Below are 18,230 nucleotides of genomic sequence, written 5' to 3'. Positions count from 1 at the left end.
GCCGGATAAGGCAATGCCGCCATCCGGTATAACTCCCTGATGCAAAAAAGCCAGTTCACATGAACTGGCTTTTTATTAGTGCGCGCCTCCGCCTCCGCCGCCCGCGCCGAATGGCGGTTTCGCGAACCAGACCAGGCCGAGCAGCACCAGGAATATCCCGGCTGACATCCAGAAAATCTCATTGGCGGAAATAATTAGCCCCTGATTCGTGATCTGCTGGGCTATCCAGCCTGACGCCTGCTGGTGCGTCATCCCTAAGCCTTCCAGTTTATCGTACATGGCCTGAGCGTTTGGATTATACGCCGTGACTGACTCCGTTAGTTGAGCATGGTGTAGCGATTCACGATCTGTCCACATGGTGGTGGTAATCGAGGTACCGATTGACCCCGCCAGCGTTCGCGTGAAATTCGACAGACTTGATGCCGCCGCCAGCCGTTCGGGCGGTAGCCCGGAGAGCGTAATGGTGGTCAGCGGCATAAAGAAGCAGGCGACGGCAAATCCCTGAATAAATTGCGGCCATGCGGACGCGCCGAAATCCATACCCGGTTCGAACGTCCAGGCGCGCCAGTAGAAGCAAACGGCGTACATAATGAAGCTGAACGTGACCAGTCTGCGCATATCCAGTTTATGCGCGAAGCGTCCGATAATCGGCGACAAAATCACCGGAATAATTCCGACTGGCGCGGACGCCAGACCTGCCCATGTTGCGGTATAGCCGTACACCTCTTGCAAAAGCTGCGGCAGCAGAACAATGGCGCCGAAATAGAGCATATAGGCAAGGCTGATGCACAGGCAGCCGATGGTGAAGTTACGCGATTTAAAAAGAGAAAGATCGACGATAGGGTGATCGTCGGTTAGCTCCCAGACAATCAGGAAACTGATGGCTATTACGGCTACCACGGTCAGGATGATAATTTCCTGCGAAGAGAACCAGTCCAGCTCTTTACCGCGATCGAGCATGATTTGCAGGCTGCCGATGCCAATCACCAGTAGCGCCAGACCGATGGCGTCAATACGCCGCCGTTCGGTACGCGTTTCACGTCCGCGCAGCGTTTGTAACGTCATCAGAACGACGGCAACGCCAATTGGCACGTTGATGAAGAAAATCCATCCCCAATGGTAGTTATCGCTGATGTAGCCCCCCAGAATCGGGCCGCAAATCGGCGCGACAATGACGGTCATTGACCAGAGCGCCAGCGCAATGGAACGCTTCGCAGGCGGATAGTTATTCAGCAGCAGGCTTTGCGAGAGCGGAATCAGCGGCCCGGCGACCACGCCCTGCACCACGCGGAAGAATATCAGCATATTCAGACTGCTGGATACGCCACAGGCCCAGGAGGCGGCGGCAAAGGCTATCGTCGACCACATGAATAGTTTGACTTCGCCAAAGCGTTTTGCCAGCCAGCCGGTTAAGGGAATTGAGATGGCGTTCGCCACCCCGAAGGAGGTAATAACCCATGTCCCCTGGCTTAGGGAAGATCCCAGGTTCCCGGCGATGGTAGGAATCGCTACGTTGGCAATGGTGGAGTCCAGCACCTGCATGAATGTCGCCAGCGACAGCGCGATCGTCATGATGACGAGCTGCGCGCCTTCGAGCGGTTTTTGCTGTTGCATCACACGCACCTCAGGATTAACCCGCGTTAGCCTGCACGATGTCGTCGATCAGTTTATTGACCGGCGCGAGATTAATTTCGCGTGCGTTACTTTCGGCAACCGGCTTCGTTCGTACCTGGCTGGCCAGTACCTGACCGTCGCGGTTAGCGGTATCCACCGTCACCAGCGTCGATAAACCAATACGCAGCGGATGTTGCTCTAACTGCCGGGCGTCCAGTTCGACGCGTACCGGCAGGCGTTGAACCACTTTAATCCAGTTACCCGTCGCATTTTGCGCAGGCAGCAGGGAGAAGGCGCTCCCTGTTCCCATATCCAGACCGACGACTTTACCGGTGTATTTTACGTCGTCGCCATAAATATCGGTGATAATCGTGACTGGCTGCCCAATGCGCATATTCGCTAATTGCGTCTCTTTAAAGTTGGCGTCCACCCACAGATCGGTTGCAGGCACGACGGCCATCAGTGGCGTGGTAGGGCTAATCTGCGCGCCAGGCTGGACGGCGCGGCGGGAGACATAACCGGTCATTGGACTGACGATGCGGGTACGCTCCAGCGCCAGCCAGGCGTTACGCACTTCGGTCGCCGCTTGCTGGACCGCAGGCTGATCTTCCAGTTTACTGTTGAGTATCATCGCCTGATTGGCATTGTACTGTTGAATGGCGGCATCCAGCTTTGCCTGCGCGCTGGCGACGGCATCGCGCGCGTGTTGCAGTTCTTCGCGGCCAATAAGATTGGCGTTACCCAGCGGCACACGGCGGTTAAAGTCGCTTTGCGCTTGCGCCAGGGCGGTTTTTTGCACGTCGATATTCGCCTGCAACTGCTTGCTGTTAATCATCAACTGGTGCGTCTGGCGCACGCTGGAGGCCAGCGCCGTTTTGGCTCTTTCAAACGCCTGTCTGGCGTCGGTCTGATCGAGCGTGACCAGAACATCGCCCTCTTTTACAAAGTCGGTATTATCAGCCCAGACTTTCGTCACGCTGCCTGACACCTGCGCCATGATTTGAACCTGGTTCCCTGCCACGTAAGCATCATCTGTCTCTTCAATATGACGCAATACTAAAAACCAATAAATTCCATAGGCCACGGCAATAATAATAAAGAGCAAGGTAAGAAGTAGCAGCGCTGTTTTGCGTTTGCCTTTCTTCTTAGCCGATTGCTGCGGGGGTTGGATATCCGCATTTGCGCTCATATTGTTCTCCACGATCTTATTATTCACATCGGCTGAGCCGACCTGTTGTCAGAAAGGCCAGCAGTAACGCATGCTGGCCAGTCCGCTTTCCTGTTATTAATCTGGATGTTTGAGCGGGTCGGCGCGTTAGCGTAGCGCCTCAAGAACGGTGCCTTCCTGCTCCATTTGATCAAGACGCGTCAGGAGCTTACGAGTAATGTGCTCAAGTTGATCTTTTTCGGCGGTGCTAAGTGATGACCAGAGTTGATGCAGACAATGATGCTGAGGAGGAAGCACTTCTTGCAAAAATGCCTGACCTTTCTCCGTTAATTGCAGATGCAAGCAACGGCGGTCGTTATCGCTCTCACGACGCTCAATCCAGCCTCGTTTTTCTAGTTCATCTGCAATGCGTGTCGCATTGGTGCGAGATGAACCTAGCGCGCAGCTTAATTCAGACGGCTGAATACTGTGGTTTTCCTGAGACTCCAGCGTAATCAACGCCATAAACAACGTCTCGTTAATCCCTTGAGCCTTCAGCATCTTATTGCGGTTTTCCAGGAGTTTGCCCTGCATGTGCATACAAAGGCGGGTCAAAAGAATTTCCTGGTAAGGAAAGTCTTCGTGACGGCTGGCGCGAAATTTTAGCATTTGTTCAATGGGCGTAAACGAACTATCCATTTGGGCATGACCTCATTAATTTCAGCCGATATAGTAACGACAGTGACAAATAAAGTAAATGTATTATTAATCCAAAATTATTCTTTCAGGCTATAAAACAGACAATGATACGCAGACTGAGACGCCCGCGGGAACATTGAGCCCGGTAAAGCGCCGCCTGTAGCGAATCCAGGAGTGATGAGAAAAGCGTGGGCGTCTGCATGAAAAAGACAGAAGAGAACGATAAACGGGAGGAGCGAAAACCAGGCTCACAGCCTTAAAACCCAATGCAACAGCCACCGGAATATTACAGATAGCTAACGATGAACGTCCTTGTAATCCTTGAACGGGCGCTATTGACTTGGGAGCAGATGGGGGGGCAGGGCTTTCCATAGAATTATATTATTCTTCACCGCTATAAAAATAACCATGATAAATGAATAGCATAACCTTAACAGACTGGGGAGCTCCTTAACACCCTAAGGAGCTTAAACAATGGTAAACGCTCACTATCCGCTTAATTTACGGCTTCCTGTCGGTGAAAACCTCGCCACCAGATCAGTAAATTAAATAGGGCGACCGTGACACCCGCCAGACAAACGCCGATCCAACCGGCATGTTGCCAGGCGGAGGCGGAAATTAGCGAACCCGCTGCGCCGCCGATAAAGTAACTGGTCATATAGCCGGCGGTAAGCCGGTTACGCGCATCCGGGTGCAAGCGATAAATGACGGTTTGATTGGTGATATGTACACCCTGAACCGTGAGATCCAGTACCAGAATGCCAATAATCAGCGCCAGCACCGAGGTGTGCCCAAGCCAGATGGCCAGCCAGGAGAGTAACAGCAACAGTAATCCGACCGTGGTAGTGAGATGAGATTTGCCTTTATCGACAAATCCGCCAGCAGGACGCGCGCCCAAAGCGCCGGCGGCACCGGCCAGGCCAAACAGGCCAATCATCCCCTCGGAGTAGTTAAACGGCGGCGCGGCGAGCAAGAAGGCCATCGACGTCCAGAGAATACTGAAATTAGCAAAGGTCAGACAGCCCAGTAGTGCGCGGGTACGCAGCAATTTATCGTGAATAAACAGGCTGAATACAGAACCCAACAGTTGCGGGTAGTTAAGATGAGTGTCGGATTTGAGCTTTGGCAGCCCGCGCCACAACGCGACGGCCATCAGCGCCATCAGCGCCGACGCTAGCCAAAATACAGTGCGCCAACCCCCGAGGTTTGCCAGCAGTCCGGCGACCGTTCGCGCCAGCAAGATCCCCAGCAGCAGACCGCTCATAATGGTGCCAACCACTTTGCCGCGTGTGTCGGGCGTCGCAAGCGTGGCGGCCAGCGGAACCAGAATCTGCGCCACCACGGAGAACAGTCCGGTTAAGGCCGTTCCGAGTATCATCATGCTAAGCGACTGACTGCTGGCGGTGATCAGCATTCCGCCAGCCGCCAGCAACGTCATGGAGACAATCAGCGTTCGGCGTTCAAACATGTCGCCGAGCGGCACCAGAAACAACAGGCCAGCGGCATAGCCCAACTGCGCGGCGGTAACGATAAACCCTGCGGAGCTGGCGGAAAGCGAAAAGTGATGCGCAATGGTATCAAGCAGCGGCTGGGCGTAATAGTTGCTGGCGACCGCCAGCCCCGTGGCCACAGACATTAAAACGATCAGCGCCGGGCTAAGCCCATGAGTGGGTTTCGTCATGATGGTAATCGTGATTCAGATAATTATTTCCTGGGAAAACAATCATAGCGGATGTTGATGAATAAAGGGGAACGGTGACGTGATGAATCGTGCGGTTTGAGGAGAGATTGAGTAGGCCGGATAGCGGCGCAACGCGTCTTATCCGGCATAAAAACGATATTATTTCTGCGCGGCCAGCGCTTCTTTCACCCAGCCGTCAAACTGCTGCTGGTGGGCGTTGATCCAGCCATCCACGTGTCCCTGAACATCGGCTTCAGACGATTTACCCGCATGCATCATGGCGTTCTGCGCGTTGATATCCGCCAGCGGCAGCTTCATGATGGCGAACAGTTTCGCCGCCGCCGGGTTTTTCTCCGCCCAGGCCTTATTGGCGACAATATGCATGGTATTGACCGGGAAACCATAATTCGCGCCGTTCGGCAATTTAGTATCGATATTTTTCTGTTCGCCCGGCAGGGAGGAGAACGGCACCTGTAGCCAGACGACATCTTTACCCGGCTTCATTACGTCGCTCACCCAGTACGGCGTCCAGGTGTAATAAAGCACCGGCTTGCCTTCTTTAAAACGGGTAATGGTGTCGGCCATCATCGCTGCATAGTTACCGTGGCTGACCTCAACGGTTTTTTCCAGATCAAATGCTTTATTCTGGTGATTGATCACGGCTTCGCAGCCCCAGCCCGGCGAGCAGCCCATCATGTCCGCTTTTCCGTCGCCATTGGTATCGAATATTTTGGCGATTTTCGGGTCTTTTAGCTGAGCGATATTGGTGATGTTATACTGATCTGCAGTTTTTTTATCGATCAGATACCCCTGCGCAGCGCCGGAGACAAAGACGCCCTCGCGGTAAAACTTTTTGTCTCCGCCTGCTGCGGCATACATATCATCATGTAGCGGCTGCCAGTTCACGGCGGTAAACGTCGCATCGCCAGAGGCGATGGAGGTATAGCCTACGTTGTAATCGACCTCACTCGGCTTATTTACGGTATAACCCAACTTTTCCAGCGCCCGGCTGACCAGTAACGTCTGGAAGGACTCTTCAGAAATAGTGCTTTGGATAGGTTGGACGGTAATGCCTTTGCCAGGCAGGTCGGAAGCCCAGGCGCTGGCGGTGACAAGGGTGGCAAACGCTGAGGCAAATATCACGGTATGTCGCATCGTTGTTCCTTTAATTATGGTAGGGAGTTGTAAGCCCGGTAAGCGTAGCGTTACCGGGCGACAGGAGAGTTACTTAACGAAAGGGCGGGTGATTAGCCCAACAGGACCGGTGGTATACCAGCGACGGTTACCGCGGCTACGCGAGTCGCGTCCGACGGCCTGCGTCAGACGGTCCAGAATGATGGCGAGAATCACAATGCCGACGCCGCCGACAGTTGCCAGCCCCATATCAAGACGACCAATGCCGCGTAGTACCATCTGGCCAAGCCCACCGACCGCAATCATCGAGGCGATGACGACCATCGAGAGAGCCAGCATCAGCGTCTGATTAACGCCTGCCATAATGGTGGGCATCGCCAGCGGTAGCTGCACTTTGAACAACATTTGGCGCGGGCTGGCGCCGAACGAGCGCGACGCTTCAATTAAGTCAGCAGGCACCTGGTTAATGCCCAGGATCGTCAGGCGTATAATTGGCGGTAGAGCAAAAATAATCGTCACCACGACGCCCGGCACGTTACCGATGCCGAATAACATGACAATCGGCACCAGATAAACAAACGCGGGCGTGGTCTGCATCGCATCCAGCAGCGGACGCACTATTTTGGCCGCACGGGGGCTGCGCGCCAGCCAGATTCCCATCGGTAATCCGATCACGACGCAGAACAACAGGGCGGTCAGCACCAGCGCCAGGGTAATCATCGCCTGCGACCAGGCGCCGATCGCGCCGATCGCGATCAGCGATATCAGCGCCGCGATCCCCATGCCCACGCCGGAAACCTGCCAGGCAATCAGCGCAAAGAGAATAATCGCCACAGGGGCGGGCATTCCCAGCAGCAGTTGCTGAAAACCGTTAAGGATGTAATCCACCGGCACACGAATCCCCTGAAAAAGGGGACGGAAATGAGTGACGACCCAGTCGATTCCCTCTGTGACCCAGCTATCCAGCGGGATTAGCGTCTTATGGAACGGGTCCAGAAGAGAAAAGTGTTCAGGGGCTGGCGCTGGCCCGTTGTTCAACCAGTCGGTACTGCCGCCGTCCGTGGCTACGCCTGCCGGTGTTCCCCAGGCATCAGCCGTTTGCGCCGTAGTATCCGCCACCTGTGCGGTATCCCACGGATTCGTTTGATCAGCCATTGTTACCCCCCTCGCGATCTAAAGCCTGTAGCAACATACGTTTTGAAATAATGCCAACATACTGGTGTTCTTCATCGACAACCGGCACCGCGCAGGGCGCCTGGCCGACGTGAGAGAGCAACTCGCTGAGTGGGGTTTGCGCATCAACGATTAAAGGGTCGTCGATAAGCGCCGCTTCAATCCCTTGCGCTTGGCTTAATGCCACTTTTAATGAGTCAATGGACACGACGCCCACGAATTTATTGCCACGCTCAATGACGTAACCATATTCACGGTCTTCATCCTGTAATAATTTCAGTGCCGAACGGGGACCAAAACCTGGCGTTTTACGAATTAATCCGACCGGACTGCGACGGGCAATATCTTTGGCGCTAAAGACCTGACTAATATCCACGCCACGGAAGAACGTGCGGACATAATCATTTGCCGGATTATTCAGGATCTCATCCGGCGTACCAACCTGTACGACCTCGCCATTTTGCATAATGGCAATCCTGTCGCCAATACGCATAGCCTCATCAAGATCGTGGGAAATAAAGACAATGGTGCGCTGATGTTTCGCCTGTAATTTCACCAGCTCATCCTGCATTTCGGTACGAATTAATGGATCGAGGGCGGAAAACGCTTCATCCATTAATAAGATATCAGGGTTAATTGCCAGAGCGCGGGCAAGCCCAACACGCTGACGCATCCCACCGGAAAGTTCATCCGGATAGGCGTGAGCGTAATTCTCAAGCCCCACCTGACGCAAGGCGTCCAGCGCTTTTTCGCGACGCTCTTGCGCCGCGATACCCGCTAATTCCATACCGAATGCCGTATTATCCAGCACGGTCATATGCGGCATGAGCGCAAATGACTGGAAGACCATCGCAATCTTTTTCCTGCGCACCTCGCGAAGCTCAGCGTCTGATATTTTTGCAATATCAACGCCGTCAATCAGTACCTGTCCGCGGGTGGGTTCAATCAGGCGATTGAGAAGGCGTACCATTGTGGATTTACCCGAGCCGGATAATCCCATGATGACAAATATCTCGCCTTCTTCAATGGCCAGACTGGCGTCTTTAACGCCAAGCGATAGCCCCGTTTTTTCCAGTATTTGCTCTTTCGATAGTCCCTTTTCAATATATTTGAAGGCGCGCTGCGGATGCTCTCCAAATATTTTATACAGATTCTTCACTTCTAATTTAATTGCCATGCAATAGAATGATTCCTGTTATTTACTTATGTCGATATGTTACCTGATAGAAATAGTTACCTTTTTCTACCCTAACATATTCAGAATCTGAGACAACCCTGAATTTGCTTCTGGCATGAATATTGCGAGGTGCTATCGGCTGTGATTTCCCATGATATAAGGGCTGAACGCGAATGGAGAGGGGAGATATTTTTTTTGGGACAACCACCAAAAATCCACCTGAATTGGGGGAATCCAGGTGAATAATCTCACTCGTATTGAGTGTAGGACATGCTGTAATATTTGCGCGATTTAAGTTGATGCTGGTTAAAATAATGGCAGGGGAAATGTAATGTTATTTCCCCTGCCACTAAGGTTAAAAATTCCAGTCTTCGTCTTCGGTTTCGACTGCTTTTCCCATCACATAAGATGAACCCGATCCGGAAAAGAAATCATGATTTTCGTCAGCATTTGGCGAGAGCGCGGCAAGGATCGCGGGATTCACGTCAGCCATCTCAGGTGGAAATAACGCCTCATAACCCAGGTTCATTAAGGCCTTATTAGCGTTGTAGTACAGGAAGGCTTTAACGTCGTCAACCCAGTCGGTCTCTGCATATAAGGCTTCCGTGTAGCGGGTTTCGTTATCGTACAGTTCCATCAGCAAATCCAGCGCGAAAAGCTTTAACTCCTCACGCTCGATTGCCGACAGTTTTTGTAGCGCTATCTGATATTTATAGCCAATATAATAACCGTGAACCGCTTCATCACGGATGATCAAACGAATCAAATCGGCAGTATTCGTTAGCTTGCCGCGGCTGGAGAAATACATCGGCAGCCAGAAGCCGGAATAGAACAGAAAAGACTCTAAAAAGACGCTGGCAATCTTTTTCTTTAGCGGTTCATCGCTGACGTAATGCGTCATCATAATCTGCGCCTTACGCTGGAGTTGCGGGTTTTCTTCGCTCCAGGCATAAGCGGCATCAACATCTTTCGACTGACAAAGCGTGGAGAAAATAGAACTGTAGGAACGGGCGTGTACCGCCTCCATAAAGCTAATATTCGACAATACGGCCTCTTCATGCGGCGTGATGGCATCCGCCATCAACGACGGTGCGCCTGCGATGTTCTGGATGGTATCGAGCAGCGTGAGACCAGTAAACACGCGAATGGTGAGCTGCTGTTCGGCGGCGTTCAGTGTCTGCCAGGCCGGAATATCATTCGATAACGGCACTTTTTCCGGCAGCCAGAAGTTACTGGTCAGACGGTTCCACACCTCCAGATCTTTGTCGTCCTGGATCTTGTTCCAGTTGATGGCGCTAATACGGGATAATTTCATATTGCTTTCCTTATAGCGCGCAGGATACGCAGCCTTCAATTTCAGTGCCTTCGAGCGCTAGCTGTCGAAGCCGAATGTAATACAGTGACTTAATGCCTTTTCGCCATGCATAAATCTGCGCTTTGTTTATATCGCGGGTTGTGGCGGTATCGGGGAAAAACAGGGTGAGCGACAGTCCCTGATCGACGTGGCGCGTAGCCTCTGCATAGGTATCAATAATTTTTTCCGGACCGATCTCGTAAGCGTCCTGATACATGTCCAGGTTTTCATTAGTCATAAACGGCGCGGGGTAATACACACGCCCGGTTTTGCCCTCTTTGCGAATCTCAATTTTGGCCACAATCGGATGAATGCTGGAGGTCGCATGATTAATGTAAGAAATCGAACCGGTCGGCGGCACCGCCTGCAAATTTTGGTTATAGATGCCATAGCGCATCACATCGTCGCGCAGCTTTAGCCACATTTCTCGTGTGGGCAGCGTAATGCCGCTGCGGGCAAATAGCGCCCTGACTTTCGCCGTTTTCGGTTGCCAGTCGTCCTGTAAATACTGCGTAAAATAGTCGCCGCTGGCATAGCGCGACTGCGCAAATCCGGCGAAGGTTTTGCCGCGCTCGCGGGCCAGTCGCATTGAAGTATGTAAGGCGTGCCAGGTCATGGTGTAGAAATAGAAATTGGTGAAATCCAGCGCCTCCGGCGAACCGTAGGCAATCCCTTCCCTCGCCAGATAGCCATGCAGGTTCATCTGGCCCAGCCCAATGGCATGAGAAGCGGCATTACCGGCAGCTATTGAGGGTACGCTGCGTATATGACTCATGTCCGACACCGCTGTCAGGCCGCGAATAGCGGTTTCTACGGTACGGCCAATATCCGGGGAATCCATGACGTGAGCGATATTCAACGAGCCGAGATTACAAGAGATGTCATGCCCGATATGGATATAGTCAAGATTATCGTCGTAACGGGAGGCGCTATTGACCTGTAAAATTTCCGAGCACAGGTTACTCATATTAATGCGGCCGGCAATCGGATTCGCGCGGTTTACCGTATCTTCAAACATGATGTAGGGATAACCGGATTCGAACTGAATCTCCGCCAGTGTTTGAAAAAAGTCGCGGGCGTTAATATAGGTTTTACGCACGTGCGAGTCGGCAAGTAATTCGTCGTACCGTTCGCTAATGGCGATATCGCCGAACGGTTTGCCGTAGCGTCGTTGTACGTCATAAGGCGAAAAGAGCGCCATCTGCGCGTTTTCTTTCGCCAGCCGGAAGGTGATATCCGGGATCACCACGCCGAGAGAGAGCGTTTTGATACGGATTTTCTCGTCGGCGTTTTCCCGTTTGGTATCGAGAAAACGCAGGATATCCGGATGGTGCGCATGGAGATAAACCGCGCCGGCCCCCTGGCGCGCGCCAAGCTGGTTGGCATACGAAAACGCGTCTTCCAGCATTTTCATCACCGGGATCACGCCGGACGATTGATTCTCAATACGTTTGATCGGCGCGCCGGCCTCGCGCAGATTAGAGAGTAAAAATGCGACGCCGCCGCCGCGTTTGGAGAGTTGCAGCGCCGAATTCACCGCCCGCCCGATCGACTCCATATTGTCTTCGATACGGAGCAGGAAGCAGGAGACCAGTTCCCCACGCTGTTGTTTACCGCAATTTAAAAAAGTCGGGGTGGCGGGCTGGAAGCGACCAGAAAGCATTTCATCAGTCAGTTGGGTGGCCAGCGTTTCGTCACCCTGCGCCAGAGTCAGCGCCACCATCGTCACCCGATCTTCAAAGTGTTCCAGATAACGTTTGCCGTCGAAGGTTTTTAACGTGTAACTGGTATAGAACTTCCAGGCGCCAAGAAACGTCTGGAAGCGAAAGCCGCTGGCGTGAGCGTGCCCGAACAGGCTGAGGACGAAGGCGCGGTCGTAACGCGCGAGGATAGCGTCATCGTAATAGCCTTCACGGACCAGCGTGTCCAGACGTTCATCCTGGCTGGCAAACGTTACGGAATGGGGGCGGACGTGGGCGGCAAAGAAGGCGTCGACCGCCTGCTGGTCCTTATCGAACTGAATATGGCCTGCTTTATCATAAAGATTTAGCATTGCGTTCAGGGCGTGGTAATCCATCGTTTCCTGCATTACGCGCTCCGGGTTTGTTGTCGCCAAAATTCATTTACTCCTTTTCGGACATGATCAATGTCGCGTTGTGTGCCCATGAGCTCAAAACGGTACAGCCAGGGTACGCCGCATTTTTGTGCAATCACATCGCCAGCGCAGCCCCAGGCATCGCCGAAATTGCGATTACCGGAGGCAATGACGCCGCGAATGCGCGCCCGGTTGTGTTCATCATTTAAAAAGCGGATCACCTGTCGCGGCACCGCACCGGCCATCCTGCCGCCGCCGTATGAAGGCACGACCAGAATGTACGGTTCGTCTACCCGAATTCGCTCCCGTTCATTGAGTGGAATACGCGTGGCGGGCATCCCCAGACGCTGCATAAAACGGTGCGTATTTTCAGAGCTGCTGGAGAAGTAGACGAGCGCGCTCATGCGCTTGCCGCGTGAGGCGCTGGATGAAGACGATTAATCATGTCCGGGCGGAAACCCGACCAGCTCAAATCGCCCGCCATAACCACCGGTAATTGACGAAACCCTTGCGCCCGGAGCGTATCTGCTGCATCCGGCACCAGGTCGACGTTCACCATCTCAAATTCAAATCCACGGCTTTCCATCGCCCGCTTCGTGGCGTGGCACTGAACACAGTTATTGCGAGTGTAAATAGTAATGCTCATGATTCGTATTTCCATTTAAAATGAGAAAACGGCGCGATAATACGCGTCAGATTGTTGAGTACTGATATATGGGATACTAGATGTAGTTGAATTAAGATTCAACCATACAAGATATGGGAATTTCCGATTGATTTTAACGTCGCAGATGGATGCAGCGGGGTAGGGGCGATATTGCTAATTTTTGCCGGATAGCGGCGTGAACGCTTATCCGGCCTACATGTTCGCGCCTGGCAGAGTCGGATAAGCGTTAGCGCCATCCGGCAGCAGACGTCGTTAGCGACGCAGACTAAGTAGCGCACCGATAAAAATACCTACCGCTGCGGCAGTTCCCACGCTACACCAGGGTTTTTCACGCACAAACGTATCCGCGCAACCCATCGCATCACAAGCGGCCTGTTTTACACGAGTACGGCCATGCATCCTCGCTCGGGTCTCTTTCAGGAGCGCTTGGGCTTTACGTCTCGCCGTCTCTGCTTCGTCTTTCGCATCGCTTCCCCAGGATTTAAGAACATCTTCCAGACTGTCGGCTAATCGATTGACATCATTCTGAATATCCTGAACACCATCATCGACGTCGTTTCGGTTCGGTTTATTAAGCATATGATCCTCCATTGATTTCGATGTAGCTTTCAGTGTAGTTCATATTTTTACCTTCTGAGATCCGTTACGGCGATATCATGCGTTTCTGGACTTTTCTGAAAGCGTTGATGACGTTCTATCGGGTAAGGTAAGCCCGCAGTAAAAGAGCATGAGGATAAAAGATGTATTTACGACCTGATGAGGTGGCGCGCGTACTGGAAAAGGCAGGGTTTGTCGTCGATGTGGTGACGAATAAAACGTATGGTTATCGACGCGGAGAGAATTATGTTTATGTTAATCGCGAGGCGCGTATGGGGCGCACTGCGCTGATTATACATCCGAGGTTAAAAGACCGTAGCTCATCACTGGCAGAACCGGCTTCGGATATTAAAACCTGCGCTCACTACCAAAATTTTCCGCTCTATTTAGGCGGCGGGACTCACGAACACTACGGTATTCCTCATGGCTTTAGCTCACGAATAGCGTTAGAACGTTATCTGAATGGGCTATTCGGCGACGTAACGCCTGATTAAAAGCGCGACTGGCAATGCCAGTCGCGACGCTGGCTCACGCTTTAGCCTGATGATAGTTGCTTACTTTAAACAGGCGACGACAATAATCCAGGAAGTAGCCATAAACCGCGCCCATTAACATTGAAACGACAATGTTGGAACTTACGGCGGCCATTATCTGATGCCAGTCGGCACCGACGGTCAGCAAAATGATAATATAAACCGGTGACTGAAACGTCACATAAGCCAATACATCCGCCAGGTTTTTTGCCCATCCCGCCGGACTCGCCTTACGCGCGACGCGCATAATAAGATCGCGATAAACACCGTATGGCCATGCAATCAAAATGTTGACGGGTATCGCCACCAGCCTGGAAGAAAGTGACTGCTCAACGCTCATTCCGGAGAGGAATATCTCGATCAACATGTTCACGACAGAACAGTAAACAACCATCGCAAACGTGTCTGCTACGGCATGACGCAAGCGTGACTGTGGAGAGAACATGTTAATGCTCCTTGTAACGTATAAATCAGAATGAGGTGATGGTTTGTAGTGAATTCATGAAGCGCTTTTGCTTTTGTATAGAGTATATATCTATATAAAAACTATCAACTAGTGGAATATTTTTATTTGTAAGCTTTTTGTCGATAAAATACTCTGTTGTTATTTATTTTTTGCTTGTGGCGGGATTTTCGTTGTTTGAGGTAATTAATTCTTTTTAAATCAGTGTGTTATAATATATTGTTTTCTGGAGATTTTCAGCAATATTCTGAATATCGTCAGTTGCCGCGTACAATCGGGTAGAGAAACGTTCTTGTCTCTTTTTTAGCATAATTAATGCAAATTTTGCGTGTTTTTTAGCATAAAAATCTGTAAGCGATTTTTGAATGTTTAATCTATTATTATGGTGAATCATTCATTTTGTCATGCGGTTAGCTGCAGAGGTTACGGTGACGCTTGGATACACCATAAACAGCCGAACGGGAAACCAGGAGATAGACAGTAGACAGGATAGCCTGAAATATGCAGGGGTTAATGAATATAGTCATCCAGTTAACGAGTTAATATAATAAATCGATCACCACAGTGTATATCTGTATGAACTTCAGGATCTGGAAATATAATCAACAATCGCATACAATACTGTCTGTAATAGATTTTGGTTTTCAGCGTTAAAAGGTTTTTATTGATATGAATTTGATGTTACAGAAATTAAATAATATTCGCACGCTACGCGCAATGGCTCGCGAATTCTCCATTGACATCCTTGAAGAAATGCTCGAAAAATTCAGGGTTGTCACTAAAGAAAGACGCGAAGAAGAAGAATTGCAGCAACGCCAGCTTGCCGAGAAGCAAGAAAAAATTAATACCTTTCTGGAACTGATGAAAGCAGACGGTATTAACCCGGAAGAGTTATTTGCAATAAATTCAGCAATGCCGCGTTCTGCTAAAAAGCGCCAGCCGCGTCCGGCAAAATATCGTTTTACCGATTTCAATGGCGAAGAAAAAACCTGGACCGGACAGGGCCGTACGCCTAAACCGATTGCACAGGCGCTGGCCGCTGGTAAATCCCTTGATGATTTCTTAATCTAATCACGGATAACATTTAACAGATGGCGCGTCGTTTCTGATCTCTATTAACCGAGACTTCGGGATATAAATCAGGTAAACGTTGCGCCATTATCATTTTGCTAAATCAGCACAGGCCAAAATCGCCCCCTTCGGAATAAGGGGTGACATCAGCCGCTTTGAGGGTCAATTTTTCGCCCTGTTCATCGTCGACCCGTACAGCGACAATTTGATCCTCGTTGACTTCAATCACTTTCAGTTTCGGACCGCCTATTCGAGGCTGTACGAAATCGCCAGGTGTGAACATAACGCCCTCCTGTTGAACAATTCTATAAACCCGTCTTCAGTCTACTACAAACTTACCGACGTACGGTGAGTGTACTGCTTAATGGGTACGTGTATTCCAGGGCATTTTTTCCAGTAGTCGCGCCATTCCGCAGAAGCCAGTTAAACCTGCCAGCATTAACCCAGCGCCGACAAACCCGCTAATGAGGAAAAAACCTCCGTGGATCGTATAGCCCAGAATCACCCCAAGCAACGTCAACCCGCCGGCGGCGATTTGCACCTGGCGCATCAGCGGCAGCGGTTGCGATTTGTCTTCTGTGACGGGTAATCCTGCCGCTTTCCAGCCATCAATGCCGCCTTCCAGTAAACTGACCTGAGCTGGCGCGGCAACGGCCTGTAGTTTTGCCGCATTGCTGCTGGTTCGCTTACCTGACTGACAGTGAAAAATGATCTGTTCTGCTCGCAGGTTGGCGGGCAAAGCGCCCTGTTCAAGCTGGGAGAGCGGCGCCAGTTGCGCATGGGGAATATGCTCGCGCAGGTATTCGTCGGCGTCGCGCACATCAATCAGTTTCGCGCCTTGCGCTATCAGCGCTTGCGCCTCGCGGGGGGAAACTATACCAATGGACATCGTGCCTCCTTATGGACAATAGAGATTCTTCAACGTAGCGATAAGCATGTTAACCGCCTCGTTTTTAATGAAATAGTGAATGCGCTGGGCATCGCGCTGGCTGTCAATCAGCCCTTCTTCCCGCATCCGCGCCAGATGTTGCGATGTTGCGGAGGGACTTAGCCCGGTAATGCGCGCGAGTTCGCCTGCGCTGGTTTTGGGCGAACCGCAAAGCATACATAAAATCAGTAATCTTTTTGGGTGGCTCATCGCTTTGAGCAGGGCTGCCGCCTGTTCTGCGCTGGCCTGAAGTTGTTTAAGCGCTGTCATAGTTATTTAAGTGTTTTCTAAATTTAGATAATTCTAAAATAAACGTCAACCCAATGCCAGCGTAAAGAGCGTAAAGGAGGGTAAAAGCGCGAGGCGTGACTGGCAGGCTCAGATAAACTGGCTATGCTTACAGATAAAATGTCTTTTTAAACAATGACTAATTTTGCTTATATTTATATGGAGTGTATATGGGATTCTGGAGAATTGTGTTTACGATTATTTTGCCTCCCCTCGGCGTCTTTTTAGGAAAAGGGTTCGGTTGGGCATTTATCCTTAATATCCTGCTGACATTACTCGGATATATTCCGGGGCTTATCCACGCGTTTTGGGTTCAGATGCGTCATTAATTATCTGTCACTGGCGGTGCATAAGCGCCGCTTATCAGGATAACCTCATTCTCTCTGCTACACTTTTCTTTGAGTGTATTTTTAACAAGCGAGGTGAATATGGGGCTCTTCAATTTTGTAAAAGATGCAGGTGAAAAACTCTGGGACGCGGTAACTGCTAATCATGATAAGGACGAACAGGCTAAAAAAGTCCAGGAGCATTTAAATAAAACGGGGATACCAGACGCTGACAAAGTAAATGTGCAGATTGCCGATGGAAAAGCGACAGTCACGGGGGATGGGCTTAGTCAGGAGGCAAAAGAAAAAATTCTGGTTGCCGTGGGGAATATCGCCGGGATTAGCAGCGTTGACGATCAGGTTAAAACTACGACGCCCGCGGCTGAAAGTCAGTTTTATACCGTAAAATCAGGCGACACCCTGAGCGCTATTTCAAAGCAAGTGTATGGTAACGCCAATTTGTATAATAAAATTTTCGAGGCAAATAAACCGATGCTGAAAAGCCCGGAAAAAATATATCCGGGACAAGTGCTGCGTATTCCTGAAGAATAATCACTATCAGGCCGCTCCTGGCTTCATTTTTCCCGTCATCGCCTGACGAATAATGGGAATCGGCGTCAGCAAATGCTGACGCATTAACTCGCTGGCGCGTGCCGCCTCGCGCGCCAGAATCGCTTCTGTCAGCGTGTGATGCTGGATATGTTTATCTTCCAGCATCTCGACAGACAGGACGGTTTCACGTAACCAAATAAAGCGGTAGCGCGCCGCCAGATCGAATAACCGTTCGCGCATCTGTAGCAGGTAGTGGGAGCCGCAACCGGCGACAATTGCGGAATGAAACGCCTGGTGGCGCTGATCCCATTCATCGAGCATATGTTCACTGGCATCGCTGGCTTCCAGTTTACTGAGCATATGCGCTCGCGCCAGGATCTCCGCCTCCCACGCATCATCGCCGCGTTCAATCGCCAGATGCACCAGCATTGCTTCCATATTGGCGCGCGCGTCAAAAATATCGAGAAGTTCCATCTCTGACATGGACGCCACACGATAGCCTTTTTGATTCACCACGGTGACCAGCCGTTCCGCCACCAGTTGTGACAGCGCCTCGCGTAGCGGTCCTACGCCGAGCGCATAGCGGGAGGTTAATAAACTCATCCGCAGTTTTTCATCCGGCTGATAAGTCCCGCGAATAATGTCATTTTTAAGCCAGCGATATCCATCTATGGCCGTCGGTTGGGAAAGCGCGGTCATCTTTTTCTCCTGAGAAGCATCCCGGCTGGCGC

Annotated in this window: 21 protein-coding genes; 4 read left to right on the top strand and 17 right to left on the bottom strand. The window is 51.2% G+C overall.

The features are described from left to right. Positions 1–75 precede the first annotated feature (75 nt). The 12 genes from emrB to F4V61_RS15770 all read right to left on the bottom strand — a co-directional run bounded on the left by emrB (position 76) and on the right by F4V61_RS15770 (position 13,320). A complete protein-coding gene (gene emrB / locus F4V61_RS15830; RefSeq protein WP_079828582.1) occupies positions 76–1,614 on the bottom strand; it encodes a multidrug efflux MFS transporter permease subunit EmrB in 1,539 nt (512 codons plus the stop codon). Positions 1,615–1,630: 16 nt separating this feature from the next. Continuing rightward, complete coding sequence (gene emrA, locus F4V61_RS15825; RefSeq protein ID WP_038394725.1) at positions 1,631–2,803, bottom strand: multidrug efflux MFS transporter periplasmic adaptor subunit EmrA; 1,173 nt, start codon at positions 2,801–2,803, stop codon at positions 1,631–1,633. 126 nt (positions 2,804–2,929) lie between these two features. Beyond that, positions 2,930–3,460 (bottom strand): transcriptional repressor MprA, encoded by a 531-nt coding sequence (gene mprA, locus F4V61_RS15820; protein ID WP_000378431.1) that lies wholly within the window; start codon positions 3,458–3,460, stop codon positions 2,930–2,932. A 496-nt stretch (positions 3,461–3,956) separates the two neighbouring features. Next, positions 3,957–5,141, bottom strand: coding sequence for an MFS transporter (locus F4V61_RS15815; protein ID WP_038394729.1), 1,185 nt, complete (start codon positions 5,139–5,141; stop codon positions 3,957–3,959). Positions 5,142–5,300: 159 nt separating this feature from the next. Then, positions 5,301–6,296 (bottom strand): glycine betaine/L-proline ABC transporter substrate-binding protein ProX, encoded by a 996-nt coding sequence (gene proX / locus F4V61_RS15810; RefSeq protein ID WP_079829651.1) that lies wholly within the window; start codon positions 6,294–6,296, stop codon positions 5,301–5,303. A 69-nt stretch (positions 6,297–6,365) separates the two neighbouring features. Beyond that, positions 6,366–7,430: a glycine betaine/L-proline ABC transporter permease ProW gene (gene proW / locus F4V61_RS15805; protein WP_000775008.1), complete on the bottom strand. Its 1,065-nt coding sequence runs from the start codon at positions 7,428–7,430 to the stop codon at positions 6,366–6,368. Next, complete coding sequence (proV, locus tag F4V61_RS15800) at positions 7,423–8,625, bottom strand: glycine betaine/L-proline ABC transporter ATP-binding protein ProV (RefSeq protein WP_080161147.1); 1,203 nt, start codon at positions 8,623–8,625, stop codon at positions 7,423–7,425. The genes proW and proV overlap by 8 nt, the downstream gene beginning before the upstream one ends. A gap of 355 nt (positions 8,626–8,980) precedes the next feature. Beyond that, positions 8,981–9,940, bottom strand: a complete 960-nt coding sequence (nrdF, locus tag F4V61_RS15795) for a class 1b ribonucleoside-diphosphate reductase subunit beta (RefSeq protein WP_079799642.1) — start codon at positions 9,938–9,940, stop codon at positions 8,981–8,983. 10 nt (positions 9,941–9,950) lie between these two features. Then, on the bottom strand, positions 9,951–12,068 hold the full coding sequence (gene nrdE, locus F4V61_RS15790; RefSeq protein WP_416378271.1) for a class 1b ribonucleoside-diphosphate reductase subunit alpha: 2,118 nt from the start codon (positions 12,066–12,068) through the stop codon (positions 9,951–9,953). Further along, positions 12,068–12,478, bottom strand: a complete 411-nt coding sequence (gene nrdI, locus F4V61_RS15785; protein WP_080161149.1) for a class Ib ribonucleoside-diphosphate reductase assembly flavoprotein NrdI — start codon at positions 12,476–12,478, stop codon at positions 12,068–12,070. The genes nrdE and nrdI overlap by 1 nt, the downstream gene beginning before the upstream one ends. Further along, positions 12,475–12,720: a glutaredoxin-like protein NrdH gene (gene nrdH / locus F4V61_RS15780; protein WP_000028868.1), complete on the bottom strand. Its 246-nt coding sequence runs from the start codon at positions 12,718–12,720 to the stop codon at positions 12,475–12,477. Before nrdH ends, nrdI begins: the two co-directional genes overlap by 4 nt. 273 nt (positions 12,721–12,993) lie before the next feature. After that, complete coding sequence (locus F4V61_RS15770) at positions 12,994–13,320, bottom strand: DUF883 domain-containing protein (RefSeq protein WP_000932888.1); 327 nt, start codon at positions 13,318–13,320, stop codon at positions 12,994–12,996. 161 nt (positions 13,321–13,481) lie between these two features. On the opposite strand from F4V61_RS15770, the gene F4V61_RS15765 reads away from it, so the two are divergent. Further along, positions 13,482–13,832 carry a DUF2002 family protein gene (locus tag F4V61_RS15765; protein ID WP_000281306.1) on the top strand — a complete coding sequence of 117 codons (351 nt, stop codon included), beginning with the start codon at positions 13,482–13,484 and terminating at the stop codon, positions 13,830–13,832. A 34-nt stretch (positions 13,833–13,866) separates the two neighbouring features. Here F4V61_RS15765 and alaE read toward each other — a convergent pair whose 3' ends face one another. Next, positions 13,867–14,316, bottom strand: coding sequence for an L-alanine exporter AlaE (gene alaE, locus F4V61_RS15760; protein WP_000492674.1), 450 nt, complete (start codon positions 14,314–14,316; stop codon positions 13,867–13,869). Positions 14,317–15,003: 687 nt separating this feature from the next. On the opposite strand from alaE, the gene stpA reads away from it, so the two are divergent. Continuing rightward, complete coding sequence (gene stpA, locus F4V61_RS15750; protein ID WP_001051097.1) at positions 15,004–15,405, top strand: DNA-binding protein StpA; 402 nt, start codon at positions 15,004–15,006, stop codon at positions 15,403–15,405. A 103-nt stretch (positions 15,406–15,508) separates the two neighbouring features. On the opposite strand, the gene F4V61_RS15745 is transcribed toward stpA, so the two are convergent. The 3 genes from F4V61_RS15745 to F4V61_RS15735 all read right to left on the bottom strand — a co-directional run bounded on the left by F4V61_RS15745 (position 15,509) and on the right by F4V61_RS15735 (position 16,603). Beyond that, positions 15,509–15,688 (bottom strand): hypothetical protein, encoded by a 180-nt coding sequence (locus tag F4V61_RS15745; protein WP_038394740.1) that lies wholly within the window; start codon positions 15,686–15,688, stop codon positions 15,509–15,511. 78 nt (positions 15,689–15,766) lie between these two features. Continuing rightward, positions 15,767–16,294 (bottom strand): rhodanese family protein, encoded by a 528-nt coding sequence (locus F4V61_RS15740; protein ID WP_000022005.1) that lies wholly within the window; start codon positions 16,292–16,294, stop codon positions 15,767–15,769. 9 nt (positions 16,295–16,303) lie between these two features. Continuing rightward, a complete protein-coding gene (locus F4V61_RS15735; protein ID WP_000125784.1) occupies positions 16,304–16,603 on the bottom strand; it encodes an ArsR/SmtB family transcription factor in 300 nt (99 codons plus the stop codon). Positions 16,604–16,791: 188 nt separating this feature from the next. Here F4V61_RS15735 and F4V61_RS15730 point away from each other — a divergent pair, with 188 nt between their 5' ends. Together F4V61_RS15730 and lysM are read left to right on the top strand one after the other, a co-directional pair. After that, positions 16,792–16,950 carry a YqaE/Pmp3 family membrane protein gene (locus tag F4V61_RS15730; RefSeq protein WP_000508174.1) on the top strand — a complete coding sequence of 53 codons (159 nt, stop codon included), beginning with the start codon at positions 16,792–16,794 and terminating at the stop codon, positions 16,948–16,950. Positions 16,951–17,049: 99 nt separating this feature from the next. After that, positions 17,050–17,499 carry a peptidoglycan-binding protein LysM gene (gene lysM, locus F4V61_RS15720; protein WP_000522408.1) on the top strand — a complete coding sequence of 150 codons (450 nt, stop codon included), beginning with the start codon at positions 17,050–17,052 and terminating at the stop codon, positions 17,497–17,499. A gap of 6 nt (positions 17,500–17,505) precedes the next feature. Here the strand turns inward: lysM and csiR are convergent, their stop codons facing one another. Then, positions 17,506–18,198 carry a DNA-binding transcriptional regulator CsiR gene (gene csiR / locus F4V61_RS15715; RefSeq protein WP_080161150.1) on the bottom strand — a complete coding sequence of 231 codons (693 nt, stop codon included), beginning with the start codon at positions 18,196–18,198 and terminating at the stop codon, positions 17,506–17,508. Between the last annotated feature and the right edge of the window lie 32 nt (positions 18,199–18,230).

This window comes from Salmonella enterica subsp. arizonae, assembly GCF_008692845.1.
Taxonomy (GTDB): Bacteria; Pseudomonadota; Gammaproteobacteria; order Enterobacterales; family Enterobacteriaceae; genus Salmonella; species Salmonella arizonae.
This window is presented reverse-complemented; position numbering and strand designations above follow the sequence as displayed.